Consider the following 17,845-nt stretch of genomic DNA (forward strand, 5'->3'; position numbering starts at 1 on the left):
CGACCGGGCGCCTTGCTGCCGCGGCGTCACGGCAGTGCTCGCGCCCGCTGACGGCAGGTCTCGCGCGGGTCTGCTTGCTGATCAGCGGCAAGCCTCCTGGCCGCTGCCTTCGAAGCGACATGCTTCGCCGGTTTAAACTCGACGGATTGCATTTCACGGGTCCGTCATTCGTTGATGTCTAGCATGCACACGGTAGTTTTCGGCTGGTTCGGCGGGTCGGCCGTCTGGTTTCTCCCTCTCTTCTGGCGTCTCGTGAAGTCTGTGCTGCCAGGCGGCGTCGGGCTGCGTGGGCCGGGCACGATTCGCCTGTGGCTCGGCTTCGTCTGCGTCCTCGTGGCCAGTTGCACGCTGGAGGCATCGCTGATCAATGTGGCCGGCATCGACGGCCTGGGGCATGCGCTGGCCACGGGCTTCGGCAAGCTGCTCGGGCATATCGGCACGCCGCTCGTGATGCTGGCGCTGCTGGGGCTGAGCTTGCCGTGGCTGCTCGAATTCCGTTGGAGCAGTGTCGCCGCGTGGGCAGACGGCGCCTTCGGCCTTGGCCTGAGCCGCGGGCTGGCAAAGCGCGATGAAGACGCGCGCCGCCGCAGCAGCGTCGACGACACGCTGCCTGCTTATGCGTCGACGCCGACCAATACGATGGCACCGAAAAACAAAGGCCGCTATGCGCGTCCGACCGTCTGGCGGCCGCCGGCTTCGCCGCGTGGTGCCGCCGCCGCGGGCGTGGGGACGGCGGGTGCCGTGGCCGCGAAAGATGCGCTGGGTGGTGAGGCGCGCGGTGCGGGCGCTGCGGGTGCCGCCAGTTGGCGCGCCCGCAATGTGCCGCCGCGCGGGCAGGCCGCAACGGCGGCATCTGCTGATCAGACGGTGCGGCCACGAACCGGCACGCCGGGGCGGCAAGCCGGCGCTCACGTGCCGCCGCAAAACGCCGGCGCACCGCTGGATAGGTCCGCTGCATGGGCGCCCGCTGAACCGGTCGCACCGGCCGGGTGGCTACGCGAACCCGCGGCAACGCGGCTTAGCCCGTTGGGCACAGCCGCGACCGCAGCTGGCCTGAGCGGGACGCCGGCACCTTCCAGGGCGTTCGCTGCGCCCCGTCCGACGCCCGGCGCCGCGCTCGCATCGGCACCGGGATCGGCTCGCGCGGCGCCGATGCAACCCGTCGCGCAGCCGGTGCGCCCGAATGCACCGGCAACGCCGTCGCCGCGCAGCGCCACGCCGAGCCCGCAGATGTCGGCATCACGACCCGCTACCGGCGCCGTGCGGCCCCCCAGCCACCCGGTCGACTCCGGCACGCGTACCCCGGCCTATTCACGGCCGGCAGCGACGACGGACAGCGTCACGCCGCCCGCCAGCGTGCAGGAAACGCTACGCAGCATCGAAGAAAACGCCGCGCGCTGGACGACCATCGCGGGCGCCAGTCTCGCGCGCAGCCGCGCTCTGGAAACGGCGCCGCAAACAGGGGATGAAACGGCGGCGCCGCCGGTCGATCGCGTGGCGCCAGATACACCGTCAGCGGCTGCACCATCAGGCGGCTCGCCGATTGACCGCGACGTGGACGAGGCCGTCGCCGAGGTCGCGGCGCAAAGCGCAGAACATGCCGAGGTGATGCACTGGCCGATCGGGCCGTCTGAAGCCGGACTGCCCGAGCTTCATCCGCACGAGGAAGCGCCGGTTGAAATGAATGCGGCGCCCACTTCGATAACCGCGCCCGCGGCGCAGGTTGAAGTGCCGGTCGACGCGGCTATCGATGCGACACCTGGTGTCGCGGAGCAACCGGTCGTGTCGACCACGCCCGCCCCCCTGCCCTACCCCACGCCAGGCGTCGACGCAGACGCGCCCGCCACCGTCGAAGCATCGAACGCTGCCGATCACACGGCCTCGTCAACTTTGAGCAGCGGCGCAGCGGCAACCGTCGTCATCGAGAAATCGCTGGTGCCGTGGGAAGACGTAATCGATACCGCGGCCACGCCGGCATCGAGCGCGGCTCCGGCTCACACAACGCCGACACCCGCGCCTACGCCGATTCCGTCCAACGTCGTCCGCTTTCCGGGTTTTGGCGGTGCCAACGTTGCGCTTCGAGCCGAAGCTGAGGCATCCGACGCAAACGAGGCAAACCACGTCTACCGTCCCGCGACTGTCATCACCGACGCAAACGCCGATCGAAGCGACCCGGCATCCGTCACGACGCATCCGCACGTCAGCGCCATCTCGAACACCGGCGCATGGCTCGCAAAAGCCGAACACACTGCTCCGCTTGCACCCGACGCAGCCGGCCCGAATGGCGACATCGAAGCCGACACCGAAGTCGAAACCGAAGCCGACACCGAAGAAGCCCCCAACGAAGCAACCCACGCCGCGCGCCTTTCCCTGCACAGCGAGCCCGCCAACGAACCGGTCGTCCCACGCCCACCGGTGCGCGGCCATGCGCCGACGGTCTTCGAATTCCGCGCCCCCGCCGCTTCGATGGTCGAACTGCCGACGCTCGACCTGCTTGCACGGGCCGACACCGACGTCGAACCCGTCTCGGAAGAACGGCTCGCCGAAACCGGCCAGCTGATCGAACAGCGCCTGCAGGAATTCAAGGTGCCGGTGACGGTGGTCGGTGCATCGGCCGGTCCGGTGATCACACGCTTCGAGGTCGAGCCCGCGCTCGGCGTGCGCGGCAGCCAGATCGTCGGCCTGATGAAGGACCTGTCGCGCGGCCTGGGACTCACGTCGATCCGTGTGGTCGAGACGATTCCCGGCAAAACCTGCATGGGCCTCGAACTGCCGAACGCGAAGCGTCAGACGATCCGCCTGTCGGAAATCCTCGAAGCGAATGTCTACCAGCATTCGCATTCGATGCTCACGCTTGCAATGGGCAAGGACATCACCGGTCATCCGGTGGTCGCCGATCTGGCCAAGGCGCCGCACATGCTGGTCGCCGGCACGACCGGTTCAGGCAAGTCGGTGGCGATCAACGCAATGATCGTGTCGCTGCTCTACAAGGCCACGCCCGAAGAAGTGCGCCTCATCATGATCGACCCGAAGATGCTGGAGCTTTCCGTCTACGAAGGCATTCCGCATCTGCTCGCGCCGGTCGTGACCGATATGAAGCTCGCCGCCAACGCGCTCAACTGGTGTGTCGGTGAAATGGAAAAACGCTACCGCCTGATGTCGGCGGTCGGCGTGCGCAATCTGGCGGGCTTCAACCAGAAGATTCGCGATGCCGAGGCCGCCGGCAAGAAGCTCGGCAACCCGTTCTCGCTGACGCCCGAAGCGCCTGAGCCGCTCGCGACGCTGCCGCTGATCGTCGTCGTGATCGACGAACTGGCGGATCTGATGATGGTGGCCGGCAAGAAGATCGAAGAACTGATTGCCCGCCTCGCACAGAAAGCGCGCGCCGCGGGTATCCATCTGATTCTCGCGACGCAGCGCCCGTCGGTCGACGTCATCACCGGCCTCATCAAGGCCAATATACCTACGCGTGTCGCGTTCCAGGTATCGTCGAAAATCGACTCGCGCACGATTCTCGATCAGATGGGCGCCGAATCGCTACTGGGTCAGGGCGACATGCTGTTCCTGCCGCCCGGCACCGGCTATCCGCAGCGCGTGCACGGCGCGTTCGTCGCGGACGAAGAGGTGCACCGGATCGTCGAGTATCTGAAGCAGTTCGGCGAGCCGCAATATGAGGAAGGCATTCTCGACGGCCCCGCCACCGAAGGCGCGACCCAGGACCTGTTCGGCGACACGCCGGAGGCCGAAGCCGATCCGCTCTACGACGAAGCCGTTGCCTTCGTGGTGCGCACGCGGCGGGCGTCGATCTCTTCCGTGCAGCGGCAATTGCGGATTGGCTACAACCGCGCGGCGCGTCTGGTCGAGCAAATGGAGACGGCAGGCCTCGTGTCCTCGATGGGCATCAACGGCAGCCGCGAAGTACTGGCGCCCGGACCAGCCGAGTAAGCCGCCCCTCGCCAGGCGAGACGGCAAAAAAACGGGCCCCGGACGCAGTGATGCTTCCGGGGCCCGTTTCATTGACGGATTGACGGATTGACAGATTGACGGCGCGCCGCCGCAACGCCGGCTACGACGGCTACGACGGCGACACCAGCTTGAAGTCCACCGGCGAACCGATATCGAACTTCTTCGGATTCGCTTCGAGCAACCCGGTCTGCTGGTCGCGCCTGAACACATAGACAGTGTCGCTGTTCTGATTGCCGACGATCAGCCACTGGCCGGTCGGATCAATCGCGAATTCGCGCGGCGACTTGCCGAGACTGGACTGCCGGCCCACCAGCTTCAGATGACCGTTGGCCGGATCGACCGAGAAGATCACGATCTCGTTGGCGTCGCCGCGATTGCTCGCATACAGGAAGCGGCCGTCCGGCGACAGATGGATCGCCGCTGCGCCCACTTGCCCCTTGAAGCCCGGCGTCGCAAGCGGCAACGCCTGCACCAGGGTGAGCTTGCCGTCGTCGTACCGGAACGTGCTGACGGTGGCGGCCAGCTCGCTTGTCAGATACGCGTACTTGCCGTCGTTTCCGAACACGAGATGGCGCGGACCACTGCCCGACTTCACGTCCGTATAGCGCCACTCGGTGGGCCCCAGCAAGCCGCGGCTGCCGTCCGGCGTGTAGCGGTAGGAGTACAGCTTGTCCGCACCGAGATCCTGGGCAAACAGATAGTGGCCGTCCGGCGAGAACACGGTGGAGTGCACATGCGAATTGTCCTGGCGCCCCTTCACCGGACCGCCGCCCTCATGATGCACGGTGAGCACCGAGGTACCCACCTGGCCGTCGGCTTGCAGCGGGAACACCGCAAAGCTGCCGCCCGGGTCGGCCGCGACCGAGTAGTTCGCCGTCAGGAGATACTTGCCGTCCGGCGAGATCTTCAGATAGCACGGGTCATTGCCCTCCGCCGACACCTTGTTGAGGAACGTCAGCTGGCCGCTTGCCGGGTCGAAACGGAACGCGCTGATACCGCCGCGCTGCGACGCCGGGCCGTTGTCGCCGGGCAGTTCGTTGACCGAATAGACGTAGCGGCGATCCGCGCTCACCACGAGATACGACGGGTTGACGGTCTTCGCGACGGACACCGGAGTCATCTCGCCCGACTTCGTGTCGAACCGGTAGACGTAAATGCCTTCGCTCTTGCCCGCCGTGTACGTACCGACGAGCATGTCGTAGACCCCATCAGCGGGCGCCGGACCGGCGTCCTGTGCAAACGCATGCGAAGCAACGAGAGAGACCATGAGCACGAAACCTTTTATGATCGAACGGGCAGACGTGGCCGACCTGGCATACGCGGCAGCCTTCGGAACGGATTGAAGGGGATACTGCGGTGCGGCACGGGAGACGGCTCGGGGACTACGAAGCATGTCGACCTCCTTTGACATCGGGTTATTCGGTTTTGATGGTGTCGCTGGTCTGCCACGCGATGTGGAGCGTTTTTGTTTGTCGCCGCAAGTATAGAAGGTTGAGCCGGATCGCACAGCCTGGCCGGCTGGCTACCGGTGCTGGAGGGCGCGCACCTCTGCCCGATGACGCAGTTCTCTTACACCCGCCTCACCATTCGGAGTTTCCATGAACGTCACATTCAGTCTGGGCCCGCTTGTTTCGCTGATCGCCGGCATTCTCATTCTTGTGATGCCGCGCCTCCTGAATTACATCGTCGCGCTCTATCTGATCATCATCGGCGTCATCGGGATTTTCAATGTCGGGGCCTCGCACTTCTGATACCGCGATGCGCCACGCATGGCAAACAGCACGCGCGACCGGGCGCGGGACGGCCCGGCCAGTACCGTGCTCGCCGAATCCTTGCAAAGCTGTGCTGTCGCAACCGGGCGGACCGCATGGCCATACATGCGTGATTGCCGGGTTGGCGCACGAATTGCGTGCACCGAGCCGGCTGTCCCGGACGAGCTTGATCTGGCCGCGGTCTAACCGTTCGCCAGCTGGTCCAGCCGCAACCGTCCCTGCAGCGACAGGCCGCCGACGGCATAATGTCCGTCGCCTCTTTGATATTGCTTGAAGCAGGCGCGTTCGACCAGGAAGGCCAGCGCGGTTTGCATCCCATTGCGGGAAAGCCCGAGCCGCTTTGCGTCGAGCGGCAGCATGGAGCCGTCGGCAAGTTCGCTGGCGGCCGAGAGAATCGTGATGCAATCGGACTTCGATGGGTTCAGCATGGCTTTCATCCTCGAAAGAAGCGTTTGCGTGCAAGATGGACCGGCATCACGCCGCCTGTTGCCGGACTCCTGCTGATCGTCCAAATCATGATTGTAGGCAGCGGTTTCGAGGAATGCCAAGGCGGCCAGGCGGCCACGGCCGCTGAACCAAAAAGCATACGAGGGGTCCGGTAATAGACGCGCGCCAGCTCCCGCGGGTTGCACGATTTACACGCTTCGCCCGGTTCGCGCTTATACGTTGCTTTTGCGTCTGATCTGACAGGTAGCCCTTTTAGCCAGCCAACTATGCCCGCACTCATCGAAGACTATGCCCTTGTCGGCGACGGCCACACCGCCGCACTGATCTCCCGCGACGGTTCCGTGGACTGGCTCTGCTGGCCGCGCTTCGATTCCGGCGCCTGCTTTGCCGCGCTGCTCGGCACGGAACAGAACGGCCGCTGGCTGATCTCGCCGGTCTCCGACAAGCCGCCCGTCATCAGGCGTCGCTATCGTGGCGAAACGCTGATACTGGAGACCGATTTCGAAACCGACGAAGGCGCGGTCACCGTGATCGACTTCATGCCGCCGGGCAACGGCTGGTCGGAGCTGGTGCGCATCGTCGTGGGCCGGCGCGGCACGGTGCGTATGAATATGGAACTGGTGCTGCGCTTCGATTACGGCTTTTCGATTCCTTGGGTCAGCCGCCTCAAGAACGACAGCGGCATCAAGGCGATCGTCGGACCGGATACCGCCGTGCTGCGCACGCCAGTGGAACTGCGCGGCGAAAACATGCATACGATCGCCGAATTCACGGTGACAGCCGGTGAGCGCGTGCCGTTTTCGCTCTCGTATGCGCCTTCGCATCTGCGTATTCCGCCCGCACGCGACCCGCACACGTCCCTCGCGCGCACCGAGAACCACTGGCTCGAATGGTCGGCGCGCAGCACCGTCGAAGGCAAATACGCGGAGCCGATCCGGCGCTCGCTGATCACGCTGAAGGCGCTCGCTTACGAGCCGACCGGCGGCATCGTCGCCGCGCCCACCACGTCGTTGCCGGAACATCTGGGCGGCACCCGCAACTGGGATTACCGCTATTGCTGGCTGCGCGACGCAACCATCACGCTGCTGGCGATGATGCGCGGCGGCTACTTCGACGAAGCGCGCGCGTGGCGCAGCTGGCTGGCTCGTGTGATGGCAGGCGCGCCCGAGCAGTTGCAGATCATGTACGGCATTGCCGGCGAACGGCGCCTGCCCGAATTCGAAGTCGACTGGCTGCCCGGCTACCAGGGTGCCAGACCGGTGCGCATCGGCAACAACGCGGCCGGCCAGCTGCAGCTCGACGTGTACGGCGAAGTGATGAACGCGCTGCACCTTGCGCGCGTCGGCGGTCTGCAGGCGGACGAGACTTCCTGGAACGTGCAGGTCAACATGCTCGAACATCTGGAGACGATCTGGCGGGAACCCGACGAAGGCATCTGGGAAACGCGCGGCGGCCGTCAGCACTTCACGTTCTCGAAAGTGATGGCGTGGGTCGCGTACGATCGCGCCATCAAATCCGCCGAATCCTTCAATTTGCCTGCACCGCTCGAACACTGGCACGAGATGCGGGCGCAGATTCACGCCGAGGTCTGCGAAAAGAGCTGGAACCCCACCCTCAACGCCTTCACCCAGGTCTACGGCGGCGACGAACTCGACGCGAGCGTGCTATTGCTGCCATTACTGGGCTTTCTGCCGCCCACCGACCCGCGCGTGATCGGCACCGTGGCCGCCACCGAGCAGTACCTGATGCGCGACGGCTTCGTGATGCGTTACCGCACCACCGAATTCGACGACGGCCTGCCGCCAGGCGAAGGCACTTTCCTCGCGTGCAGTTTCTGGATGGTCGACAACCTGGCCTTGCAGGGCCGCGTCAAGGAAGCGGAGACGATGTACGAGCGGCTGCTCGGACTCGCCAACGACGTGGGGCTTCTTGCCGAAGAATACGATCCTGCGGCAAAACGCCTTGTCGGCAACTTCCCGCAGGCGTTTTCGCACGTGGCGCTGGTGCATACCGGCTTGAATCTGATGAAGCACGAACAGGAGATCGCCAAAGCGGCCGGACACCCGACGCATGGCAAGCCCGCCAGCGAGCCGGACGGCGCGGCACCTGAGGAGTTAGTCTGATATCGGCAGGATCGTGGCCGACTTGACCCTGCGGCAAGCCCGGATGGCGGCGCAGCAACATCGCCAGTAGCATGATTTAATGACACTTTGCCGGCCAGGAGGCTCGAGTTGCTGCGTTGCACAAACCTGCTTTGTCCGATATCATCAAGCGAGACTGTTGGCCGATAACCAAGCGTCCACAACCAATACGGCCCGCCGCAACGCGATACGCGTGTTTGCGAAGCCCCATGCGAACCGCCCCAACGCCGGAGCACCCATGCTCTATCAACTGCACGAATTCCAGCGGGCTCTGCTCAGCCCGCTGACCGCCTGGGCCCAGGCCGCGTCGAAGTCCTTCGCGAACCCTGCCAGCCCGTTCGCCTATGTTCCGGGCGCCACCCGTCTTTCCGCCGGTTACGAGTTGCTCTACCGGCTTGGCAAAGATTACGAAAAGCCCGAATTCAATCTGCACCAGATCGTCAAAGATGGTCATAACATCCCGATCATCGAGCAAACGATCGTCGAGAAGCCGTTTTGCCGTCTGCTGCGCTTCAAACGTTTTGCCGATGATAGCGCAGCTGTCAGCCAATTGAAAGATGAACCGGTGGTGCTGGTGTGTGCGCCGCTCTCCGGCCATCACTCCACGCTCTTGCGCGACACGGTGCGCACATTGCTGCAAGACCACAAGGTGTACATCACGGACTGGATCGACGCACGCATGGTGCCGCTCGAGGAAGGTTCCTTTCAGCTGGACGACTATGTTGCTTACATTCAGGAGTTCATCCGCCATATCGGCGCGAAAGACCTGCATGTGATCTCCGTGTGCCAGCCCACGGTGCCGGTCCTCGCCGCCATTTCGCTGATGGCGAGCCGCGGTGAAGACACGCCGCGCACCATGACGATGATGGGTGGCCCGATCGACGCGCGCAAGAGCCCGACTTCGGTGAACTCGCTTGCCACCCAGCATTCGTTCGAATGGTTCGACAACAACGTGATCTACACGGTGCCGCCCAACTATCCGGGTGTGGGCCGCAAGGTTTATCCGGGTTTCCTGCAGCACACGGGTTTCGTGGCGATGAATCCGGAGCGTCACGCGGCTTCGCACTGGGACTACTACCAGAGCCTGTTGCGCGGCGACGAAGACGACGCCGAAGCGCATCGCCGCTTCTACGACGAGTACAACGCCGTCCTCGACATGGACGCCGACTACTATCTCGACACCATCCGCGTGGTGTTCCAGGAATTCCGCCTCGCGGAAGGCACATGGGACGTGGCGGGTGAACGGGTACGGCCGCAGGACATCAGGAAGACCGCGCTCTTCACGATTGAAGGCGAGCTCGACGACATTTCCGGCGACGGCCAGACGCGCGCCGCTCAAGATCTGTGCAGCGGCATTCCGGCCGAACACAAGCAGCATTTCACCGCGGAAAAGTGCGGGCACTACGGCATTTTCTCGGGTCGCCGCTGGCGCACGATCATTTATCCGCAACTGCGCGACTTCATCCTTGCGCACAACAAGGCGCCGAAGGCCGCAAAAGAAAAAGTGGAAGCCTGACAGACGCGATACCCGAGCAAGCGCCGGGCAGGCTTCGGGCAACACTCGGCAGCGCTCCCGCTTCTCGCGGGGCGGCATTCTGAAAGATGGGTGCGCAGCAAATGAAAGAAGACGGCTCCCGCGGGGGCCGTCTTCGTTTGAGTGGGACTTCAGGCCACCTGCAACCCTCAGCGTCTCAATAGATACGCGAGCAACAACTCGGTGTTCATCTGCACGATTTCGCTTCGCTCGGCGGCCGTGCTGAAATCGCGGCCAAGCGTCGCTTCAAGCGTGAAGCGATTGGACACGATGTAATAGCCCATGCCCGAGAGCGTGACGTAAAAACGCAGCGGGTCGACATTGGTGCGAAACAGACCCGCGCGTTGCCCACGCTCGAGAATGCTGCCCAACGTTGCGACGATAGGCGAGATCATTTCGCGGATGCGCGTGGACTTCTGCATATAGCGGGCCTCATGCAGGTTCTCGTTATTCACGAGACGCAGCAGTTCGGGATGATCCCGATAGTAGTCCCACACAAAATGCGCCAGCCGTGTAACAGCCTCGACCGGTGCAATACCGTTCAGGTCGAGCGTACGCTCAGCCTCGGTCAGCGCGCCGAAGGCGTGCTCCAATACGGCCGTGAATAGCTGCTCTTTACTACCGAAGTAGTAATACAGCATTCGTTCATTGGTCTCAGCTCGGCGGGCGATCTGATCGACGCGTGCGCCGAACAACCCACCATTTGCAAATTCCTCGGCGGCCGCAAGCAGAATACGGCGCCGGGTGCCTTCAGGATCTCTTTTGATTTTCGGCTGATTCATGGTGGCATCATCGTGAGCCGCGTTATCCGGATCGCGCCGCCGGCCTCTCCTCGGGCCTTGCACCGACAGCGTTGAACGGGCGCGCCATTGTTGGGGGACACCCTTCTGCGGTCTTTCGAAAAAGCGCTTCGATTATGGCACATGGTTTGACAATCGCAATCGGGGAAATCGGCGATAATGCGCTATTTCTCCTACTGCCAGGACGCGAACGAAAGCCGCCTCGCGTCCGCCTGCCGTCGAGCGCCAGCGGCGCCACCGGCAACGCCCCACCGTCGTGACCGTGACCGATTCCAGAACACTCGCAGACCGCATCGAAGATCTGCTGCCCCAAACCCAATGTACGAAGTGCGGCTATGCCGCCTGTCGGCCGTATGCCGAAGCCGTGGCGCTTGGTACAGCGAACTACAATCAGTGTCCGCCGGGCGGCGCTGAAGGCATAGCGCGCCTCGCGGCGCTGCTTGGCAAGCCGCTGGTCCCGCTCAATCCCGCCAACGGTGTCGAACGAGCACGCCCTTTGGCGGTTATCGACGAGAACCTGTGCATCGGCTGCACGCTTTGCATGCAGGCGTGTCCGGTAGACGCGATCCTTGGCGCACCGAAACAGATGCACACGGTAATCGAGGCGCTGTGCACCGGCTGCGATCTGTGCGTCGCTCCCTGCCCGGTAGATTGCATCGCGATGGTGCCCGTCACCGGCGCGGCGACCGGTTGGGATGCCTGGAGCGAAACCCAGGCCAACGCCGCGCGGGCGCGCCACGACCAGCGCGCAGCGCGGCTCGAGCGCGAACGCGAGGCCGCTGAAGCACGTGCGGCGGCGCGCCGCGCGGCCAGCACCGGCACTGCTGTTGCGCCTGTTGCGAATGCCGCTGCAACGGACGGCGGTACGCCGGAGGCTGCCACCAACGACCCCGAAGCGAAGAAGCGCGCCATCATCCAGGCTGCCCTCGAACGTGCGCGCAAGAAAAAGGAAGAGCTGGCCGCGCGAGGCGCAGGTCCGCAAAACGTGGAACATGTGAGCGCCGAGGTGCAAGCCCAGATCGACGCGGCCGAAGCGCGCCGCCGGCGGCTCGGCATAGAAACCCCTGACGACGCCGCGCAAGCGCCCGGCAGCGAAGCGGCTCCCCGTCCGCCCAAACCCTGACCGCCCGTATGAACGCGAACAAACGCCGCGCCATCTTCGAGACGCTGCAGAGCCTCAACCCGCACCCCACCACCGAACTCGAATACACCACGCCGTTTGAGTTGCTGATTGCCGTGATGCTGTCGGCGCAAGCCACTGACGTGTCGGTCAACAAGGCCATGCGCAAAATGTTTCCGGTGGCCAACACGCCGCAGACCATTCTTGAGCTCGGCGAGGAAGGCGTAGCGGACTACATCAAGACGATTGGTCTTTACCGCACCAAGGCGAAGAACGTCATTGCGACCTGCCGGATTCTGATCGAGCGGTATGACGGCGAGGTGCCGGCCGATCGCGAGGCGCTCGAGAGTCTGCCCGGGGTGGGCCGCAAGACCGCCAATGTCGTGTTGAACACCGCGTTTGGTCATCCGACCATCGCGGTCGACACACACATCTTCCGGGTCGCGAATCGAACCGGCCTCGCGCCCGGCAAGGATGTGCGCGCCGTCGAAAGCGCGCTGGAGAAATTCACGCCAGCCGAATTCCGGCAGGATGCGCATCACTGGCTGATCCTGCACGGCCGCTATGTATGCAAGGCACGGCGACCTGAATGCTGGCATTGCGTGATCGAGCCGCTGTGCGAATTCCGCCAGAAGACACCACCGCCGGATCTGTAAGCGGCGTGGTTCGGCACCGGCAACCAAGTGCCGTCACCACGCCTCGGCTCGCCCAATCCGCCCTTCGTCAGGCGGTCAGCGTCGCGTCCGCGCACGGCGTAAAATGACGCTTTGCGCGTCGCGCCTCTGAACCTGCGCACGCCTCTCACCACTGCTTTCTGCCCACGATGTTCAATCCCAGCCGCGACGAAGTCCGAAGCTTTTTCACCGAGACCTGGCGCAAGCAGCGCGAAGGCGCAATCCTGACACCGCTCGAGGCCATCGCCGCGGACTGGATCGTCGAACACCCGGAATACCACGCCGAACTCAAGGACCCCGAAGCTGCCTCCGCTCAGGACTACTCGCCAGAGCGCGGCCAGACCAATCCGTTTCTGCATTTGTCGATGCATCTGGCGATCAGCGAGCAGTTGTCGATCGATCAGCCGCCTGGCATCCGTGCGGCGCACGAGCGCCTTGCCGCGCGCCTCGGCTCGACGCACGACGCGCAGCACGCCATCATGGAGTGCCTCGGCGAAACCATCTGGGAAGCGCAGCGCACCGGCACGCCGCCTGACACGGACGCGTATCTGCAGCGAATCGAACGCCGCGCGTCACGCGATTGACGGCTTCACGGGCCGCGTCGACAAGCACTCCGAAAGGCGCGCCGCGCATGGCACACCGCTCAAAACGAAACACCCCGCGCGAGCGGGGTGTTTCGTTTGCATCAGCCGGACTGAAGGCGCTTACTTCTTCTCGACCAGATCGCCGTTGAGCGATTCGATATACGCGGCGATGTCCTTCATGTCGCTCTGCGACAGGCTTTGCACCTGCGCCTGCATGATGGCGTTGTTGCGACCGAGGTGCGGGTTGCCGTTGCCCATCTGATATTGGCGCAGCGCCCAGTAGATGTAGTCCGCATGCTGCCCGGCGAGCTTCGGATATTCCGGACTCACCGGCTTGTTGAGGTTCACGCCGTGGCAAGCCGCGCAGTTGTGCGCGTCGGCCAGCACCTTGCCGTTGCCGGCGTCGGCGGCGTGCGCCATGTTCGCTGCGGCCAGACCAATCAACGCCGCCGCTGCACATGCAGCCTTGAACACCGTATGGAGTGCCTGATGGGGCTTCTTCATGAATTCTCCTATCCCGCGAAATGTAATAGCCGTGTGTCTGGATGGATGACCGCAGCCGATCATTTGTCGGGATTGTTCTTCGAAGAGGGATTCTGAGCCGCGTAGTACGCAGCGATGTCGGCGATGTCCTGGTCCGACAGCGAGGTGGCGATGGCATGCATGGTTTCGAAGTGGCGATCACCCTTCTTGTATGCATGCAGCGCGTTTTCGAGGTAAGCCTGATTCTGGCCGCCCAGGATAGGCACCCGGTACACCTCGGGGTACGCCGTGCGATAGTCGGGAATGCCGTGGCAGCCGATGCACATCGCGACCTTTCCTTGGCCCGCCGTGGGGTTGCCTACGACATCCGCTGCCTGCGCACTGGCCGCGTAACCCGCTAGCACCGACAGCGCTGCGATCACGACATGTTTGCCGACGAATTTATTCATAGCATGTAACCTGGCTTGAGGGGAAACGGGCGCCCAAAAAGGCAACAGCCTGCACCATTATTCTTCTAGGGTTGCCACGCAGGCCAAAAAAATCGGCCTAATTGTACCGCGCCGTTACGCAGGGCGTCCACCGAACGGGCGGCGCTGCCCAGCGGGCCCGAGGCCCGCCGGCACGGCGCTTGCAAACGGCATAAAAGCTGTATGCCACGTCGTTTCAGCGCATCTGCGCACATGCGCCCGGACTGGCCGCGTGTCTCATCTGCGGGAAAACCCGCGTAACACTGAGCGCTAACTGCCGGTGCGGCGCGCATCGAGGTCAACGCCACGGCCGGCACCGCGGGTCACACCATACGCGAGCCTGTCACGGCCCAACAGGGCTTCTGACTTATACTGGAATTTTTCCCCGAACGGGCATCTCGCCATGCGTTTCGAAGGTTCATCGCAATACGTCGCCACCGACGACCTGAAGCTCGCGGTCAATGCCGCGATGACGCTGCAGCGCCCGTTGCTGATCAAGGGAGAGCCCGGTACCGGCAAGACCATGCTCGCCGAGGAAGTGGCCGCGGCGCTCGGCATGCCGCTGTTGCAATGGCATATCAAGTCCACCACCAAGGCCCAGCAAGGTCTCTACGAATACGACGCGGTGTCGCGCCTGCGCGATTCGCAGCTCGGCGACGAGCGCGTGAAAGACATCCGCAACTACATCGTCAAGGGTGTGTTGTGGCAGGCCTTCGAAGCCGATCAGCAGACCGTGTTGCTGATCGACGAAATCGACAAGGCCGACATCGAATTTCCGAACGACCTGCTGCGCGAACTCGATCGCATGGAGTTCTACGTGTATGAGACGCACGAACTGGTGCGCGCGAGGCACCGTCCGCTCGTCATCATCACGTCGAACAACGAGAAGGAGTTGCCCGACGCGTTTTTGCGCCGCTGCTTCTTCCACTACATCAAGTTCCCCGATCCGGTGACGATGCAGCAGATCGTCGAAGTGCATTTTCCCAACATCAAGCAGGAACTGCTGAGCGCCGCGATGGCGAGCTTCTTCGAACTGCGTAACGTGTCCGGCCTGAAGAAGAAGCCGTCCACCTCGGAACTGCTCGACTGGCTGAAGCTGCTGCTCGCCGAAGACATTCCTCCCGAAGCGTTGCGCTCGTCGGATCACAAGCAGATCATTCCGCCGCTGCACGGCGCGCTGCTCAAGAACGAACAGGACGTGAGCCTGTTCGAACGGCTGATCTTCATGAATCGCAACAACCGTTGATGCAACCGCGGCGCCTCGTCCAGGCTTCGTTGCAACGGGCGCCACGCTGGTGCGCCAGCCGCTTGACCGCTGACGCAGAGGAACTCGCATGCTGATCGACTTCTTTTATTCGCTGCGCGCGGCGAAGCTGCCGGTTTCAGTCAAGGAATACCTGACGCTGCTCGAGGCGCTGAAGGCGAATGTGATCGCGCCGTCGCTCGACGAGTTCTACTACCTCGCGCGTCTCACGCTGGTCAAAGACGAGCAGTATTTCGACAAGTTCGACCAGGCTTTCGGCGCCTATTTCAACGGTGTGGCCATGAAGTCGGAAGTCGCCTTCGACGTCCCGCTCGACTGGCTGAAAAAGAAACTGCAGCGCGATCTGTCGCCCGAAGAGAAGGCCCAGGTCGAAGCCATGGGCGGTCTCGACAAATTGATGGAACGCCTGAAGGAACTGTTCGACGAACAGAACGAACGCCACGAAGGCGGCAGCAAGTGGATCGGCACGGGCGGCACCTCGCCGTTCGGCAACGGCGGTTATAACCCGGAAGGCATCCGCATTGGCGGCGAATCGGTGGGCAGCCGTACCGGCGTCAAGGTGTGGGAGGCGCGCGCGTATCGCGACTACGACGACCAGGTCGAGATCGGCACACGCAACATCAAGGTGGCATTGCGGCGTCTGCGCCGCTTCGCGCGCGAAGGCGCCGCCGAAGAGCTCGATCTGCCCGACACGATCCGCAGCACCGCGGCCAACGCCGGCTGGCTCGATCTGAAGATGGTGCCCGAGCGCCACAACAATGTGAAAGTGCTGATGCTGCTCGACGTGGGTGGCTCGATGGACGACCACATCAAGCGCACCGAAGAGCTGTTCTCCGCGGCCAAGGCCGAGTTCAAGCACCTCGAGTTCTACTACTTCCACAACTGCGTGTATGACTTCCTGTGGAAGAACAACCGCCGCCGTCATGCGGAGCGCATGCCCACGTGGGACGTGCTGCACAAGTTCACGCCGGACTACAAGCTGATCTTCGTCGGCGACGCAACCATGAGCCCGTACGAAGTGCTGCAGCCGGGCGGCTCGGTGGAGTACAACAATCCCGAAGCCGGCGCCGTCTGGCTGCGGCGCCTCGCGGATCACTTCGCGCATCATGCATGGCTCAACCCGGAGCCAGAAGGTTTGTGGGAATACCGCCAGTCGGTGTCCGTGATTCGCGAAGTATTGGGACATAGGATGTATCCTCTCACCCTCGCCGGTCTGGAGACCGCGATGCGCGTGTTGAGCAAATGAGCCAGCCAATCCGCTGAGCGGAGCGGCCCGTCAGCTGAACCCGGCCGCTCCGGGCTCGCCTGTCACAGCCTGAGACCTTCTGCATGAGTCCGTCTTCTTCACCCGAATTGTCCCCGTCCACCCCGCGTTTGAGGCCGTTTGCGGACACCTCGCTAGCGGCGGTCGTCGCCGGTTTCGTCGCCATGATGACGGGCTATACCAGTTCGCTCGTGCTGATGTTTCAGGCAGGCGAGGCCGCGCATCTCTCCCATGCGCAGATTTCCTCGTGGATCTGGGCGTTGTCGATGGGCATGGCCGTCTGCACGATCGGCCTGTCGCTGCGGTTTCGCGCGCCCATCGTGATCGCCTGGTCGACGCCGGGCGCCGCGCTGCTGGTGTCGTCGCTGCCGCATGTTGCCTATCCGGAAGCAATCGGCGCGTTTATTGTCTGCGCACTGCTGCTCACCGTGGTCGGCTTGACCGGCTGGTTCGACACGCTGATGAAAAAAATTCCTGCCGGCATTGCGTCGGCGCTGCTGGCGGGCATCCTGTTCGAAATCGGCATCGAGATTTTCCGCGCGGTGCAGTTCCAGACCACGCTCGTGCTGGCCATGTTCTTTACCTATCTGGTGATCAAGCGTTTCGCGCCGCGCTCCGCGATCGTGACGACGCTGGTGGTCGGCACCGCCGTGGCCGGCGCCCTCGGGCTGCTCGACTTCAGCCGCTTCCACGTGGCGCTCGCGCAGCCGGTGTTCACCATGCCGGTGTTCTCGGTGGCGGCGATCGTCAGCATCGGCATTCCGCTGTTCGTGGTTGCCATGGCCTCGCAAAACGTGCCCGGCATCGCAGTGCTGCGCGCGGACGGCTACGACACGCCCTCCGCGCCGCTGATCGCCACGACCGGCATTGGCTCGCTGCTGCTGGCGCCGTTCGGCTCGCACGGCATCAATCTTGCGGCGATCACCGCCGCAATGTGCACCGGCGCCGACGCGCACGAAGATCGCAACAAGCGCTACACCGCCGCCGTCTGGGCCGGCGTGTTCTATCTGGTCGCGGGGATTTTCGGCGCGACCATCGCCGCGCTCTTCGCTGCGTTGCCGAAGGCGCTGGTGGTCTCGGTGGCGGCGCTGGCGCTGTTCGGCTCGATCATGAGCGGCCTCGCCAATGCGATGCAGGATCTGAAGCAGCGCGAAGCGGCGCTCGTCACCTTCATGGTGACGGCCTCCGGTCTCACGCTGCTGTCGATCGGCTCCGCCTTCTGGGGGCTGGTTGCAGGTGTGCTGACGCAACTGGTGCTGAACGTGCGGCGCCCCTGAATCGCAGGCTGGCGGATCGAAAAGTGCGCGCGTCAAAACCGCATCATCCGAT

The 17,845-nt window shown here is 63.8% G+C and carries 15 protein-coding genes; 10 read left to right on the forward strand and 5 right to left on the reverse strand.

All coding sequences use genetic code 11. From position 1 onward, the window contains the following. Positions 1–183 precede the first annotated feature (183 nt). On the forward strand, positions 184–3,945 hold the full coding sequence (locus VGH41_RS10320) for an FtsK/SpoIIIE family DNA translocase (protein WP_331597300.1): 3,762 nt from the start codon (positions 184–186) through the stop codon (positions 3,943–3,945). A 130-nt stretch (positions 3,946–4,075) separates the two neighbouring features. Here the strand turns inward: VGH41_RS10320 and VGH41_RS10325 are convergent, their stop codons facing one another. Continuing rightward, positions 4,076–5,359, reverse strand: coding sequence for a lactonase family protein (locus VGH41_RS10325; RefSeq protein WP_331597301.1), 1,284 nt, complete (start codon positions 5,357–5,359; stop codon positions 4,076–4,078). Positions 5,360–5,564: 205 nt separating this feature from the next. On the opposite strand from VGH41_RS10325, the gene VGH41_RS10330 reads away from it, so the two are divergent. Continuing rightward, entirely contained in the window at positions 5,565–5,717 is a 153-nt protein-coding gene (locus VGH41_RS10330; RefSeq protein ID WP_331597302.1) for a DUF3096 domain-containing protein, read from the forward strand. Between the two features lie 203 nt (positions 5,718–5,920). Here the strand turns inward: VGH41_RS10330 and VGH41_RS10335 are convergent, their stop codons facing one another. Beyond that, on the reverse strand, positions 5,921–6,166 hold the full coding sequence (locus tag VGH41_RS10335) for a hypothetical protein (RefSeq protein ID WP_331597303.1): 246 nt from the start codon (positions 6,164–6,166) through the stop codon (positions 5,921–5,923). Positions 6,167–6,451: 285 nt separating this feature from the next. On the opposite strand from VGH41_RS10335, the gene VGH41_RS10340 reads away from it, so the two are divergent. Both VGH41_RS10340 and VGH41_RS10345 read left to right on the forward strand, forming a co-directional pair. Next, positions 6,452–8,308, forward strand: a complete 1,857-nt coding sequence (locus tag VGH41_RS10340; protein WP_331597304.1) for a glycoside hydrolase family 15 protein — start codon at positions 6,452–6,454, stop codon at positions 8,306–8,308. 256 nt (positions 8,309–8,564) lie between these two features. Next, positions 8,565–9,842 carry a polyhydroxyalkanoate depolymerase gene (locus VGH41_RS10345; protein WP_331597305.1) on the forward strand — a complete coding sequence of 426 codons (1,278 nt, stop codon included), beginning with the start codon at positions 8,565–8,567 and terminating at the stop codon, positions 9,840–9,842. A gap of 167 nt (positions 9,843–10,009) precedes the next feature. Here VGH41_RS10345 and VGH41_RS10350 read toward each other — a convergent pair whose 3' ends face one another. Continuing rightward, positions 10,010–10,642, reverse strand: a complete 633-nt coding sequence (locus VGH41_RS10350) for a TetR/AcrR family transcriptional regulator (RefSeq protein ID WP_331597306.1) — start codon at positions 10,640–10,642, stop codon at positions 10,010–10,012. 280 nt (positions 10,643–10,922) lie between these two features. On the opposite strand from VGH41_RS10350, the gene rsxB reads away from it, so the two are divergent. From rsxB to VGH41_RS10365, 3 genes are all read left to right on the forward strand, one after another. Beyond that, positions 10,923–11,783: an electron transport complex subunit RsxB gene (gene rsxB / locus VGH41_RS10355; RefSeq protein ID WP_331597307.1), complete on the forward strand. Its 861-nt coding sequence runs from the start codon at positions 10,923–10,925 to the stop codon at positions 11,781–11,783. An 8-nt stretch (positions 11,784–11,791) separates the two neighbouring features. After that, positions 11,792–12,436 carry an endonuclease III gene (nth, locus tag VGH41_RS10360; protein ID WP_331597308.1) on the forward strand — a complete coding sequence of 215 codons (645 nt, stop codon included), beginning with the start codon at positions 11,792–11,794 and terminating at the stop codon, positions 12,434–12,436. 167 nt (positions 12,437–12,603) lie between these two features. Beyond that, the gene (locus VGH41_RS10365) at positions 12,604–13,038 is read left to right on the forward strand and encodes a DUF1841 family protein (protein ID WP_331597310.1); all 435 of its coding nucleotides are present in this window, start codon (positions 12,604–12,606) and stop codon (positions 13,036–13,038) included. Between the two features lie 120 nt (positions 13,039–13,158). Here VGH41_RS10365 and VGH41_RS10370 read toward each other — a convergent pair whose 3' ends face one another. Then, on the reverse strand, positions 13,159–13,542 hold the full coding sequence (locus tag VGH41_RS10370; protein WP_331597312.1) for a cytochrome c: 384 nt from the start codon (positions 13,540–13,542) through the stop codon (positions 13,159–13,161). 59 nt (positions 13,543–13,601) lie between these two features. Continuing rightward, a complete protein-coding gene (locus tag VGH41_RS10375; protein WP_331597314.1) occupies positions 13,602–13,970 on the reverse strand; it encodes a c-type cytochrome in 369 nt (122 codons plus the stop codon). A 421-nt stretch (positions 13,971–14,391) separates the two neighbouring features. On the opposite strand from VGH41_RS10375, the gene VGH41_RS10380 reads away from it, so the two are divergent. The 3 genes from VGH41_RS10380 (at position 14,392) to VGH41_RS10390 (ending at position 17,793) form a co-directional block, all read left to right on the forward strand. Beyond that, positions 14,392–15,234, forward strand: a complete 843-nt coding sequence (locus VGH41_RS10380) for a MoxR family ATPase (RefSeq protein ID WP_331597315.1) — start codon at positions 14,392–14,394, stop codon at positions 15,232–15,234. 88 nt (positions 15,235–15,322) lie between these two features. Next, complete coding sequence (locus VGH41_RS10385) at positions 15,323–16,498, forward strand: VWA domain-containing protein (protein ID WP_331597316.1); 1,176 nt, start codon at positions 15,323–15,325, stop codon at positions 16,496–16,498. Between the two features lie 83 nt (positions 16,499–16,581). Further along, complete coding sequence (locus VGH41_RS10390) at positions 16,582–17,793, forward strand: benzoate/H(+) symporter BenE family transporter (protein WP_331597317.1); 1,212 nt, start codon at positions 16,582–16,584, stop codon at positions 17,791–17,793. The last annotated feature ends 52 nt before the right edge of the window (positions 17,794–17,845 follow it).

This window comes from Paraburkholderia sp. (assembly GCF_036488795.1).
Lineage (GTDB): Bacteria > Pseudomonadota > Gammaproteobacteria > Burkholderiales > Burkholderiaceae > Paraburkholderia.

Coding starts and splice junctions, on each gene's coding strand:
- VGH41_RS10320 (WP_331597300.1), top strand. CDS start 184: ATGCACACGGTAGTTTTCGGCTGGTTCGGCGGGTCGGCCGTCTGGTTT.
- VGH41_RS10325 (WP_331597301.1), bottom strand. CDS start 5,359: ATGCTTCGTAGTCCCCGAGCCGTCTCCCGTGCCGCACCGCAGTATCCC.
- VGH41_RS10330 (WP_331597302.1), top strand. CDS start 5,565: ATGAACGTCACATTCAGTCTGGGCCCGCTTGTTTCGCTGATCGCCGGC.
- VGH41_RS10335 (WP_331597303.1), bottom strand. CDS start 6,166: ATGCTGAACCCATCGAAGTCCGATTGCATCACGATTCTCTCGGCCGCC.
- VGH41_RS10340 (WP_331597304.1), top strand. CDS start 6,452: ATGCCCGCACTCATCGAAGACTATGCCCTTGTCGGCGACGGCCACACC.
- VGH41_RS10345 (WP_331597305.1), top strand. CDS start 8,565: ATGCTCTATCAACTGCACGAATTCCAGCGGGCTCTGCTCAGCCCGCTG.
- VGH41_RS10350 (WP_331597306.1), bottom strand. CDS start 10,642: ATGAATCAGCCGAAAATCAAAAGAGATCCTGAAGGCACCCGGCGCCGT.
- nth (WP_331597308.1), top strand. CDS start 11,792: ATGAACGCGAACAAACGCCGCGCCATCTTCGAGACGCTGCAGAGCCTC.
- VGH41_RS10365 (WP_331597310.1), top strand. CDS start 12,604: ATGTTCAATCCCAGCCGCGACGAAGTCCGAAGCTTTTTCACCGAGACC.
- VGH41_RS10370 (WP_331597312.1), bottom strand. CDS start 13,542: ATGAAGAAGCCCCATCAGGCACTCCATACGGTGTTCAAGGCTGCATGT.
- VGH41_RS10375 (WP_331597314.1), bottom strand. CDS start 13,970: ATGAATAAATTCGTCGGCAAACATGTCGTGATCGCAGCGCTGTCGGTG.
- VGH41_RS10380 (WP_331597315.1), top strand. CDS start 14,392: ATGCGTTTCGAAGGTTCATCGCAATACGTCGCCACCGACGACCTGAAG.
- VGH41_RS10385 (WP_331597316.1), top strand. CDS start 15,323: ATGCTGATCGACTTCTTTTATTCGCTGCGCGCGGCGAAGCTGCCGGTT.
- VGH41_RS10390 (WP_331597317.1), top strand. CDS start 16,582: ATGAGTCCGTCTTCTTCACCCGAATTGTCCCCGTCCACCCCGCGTTTG.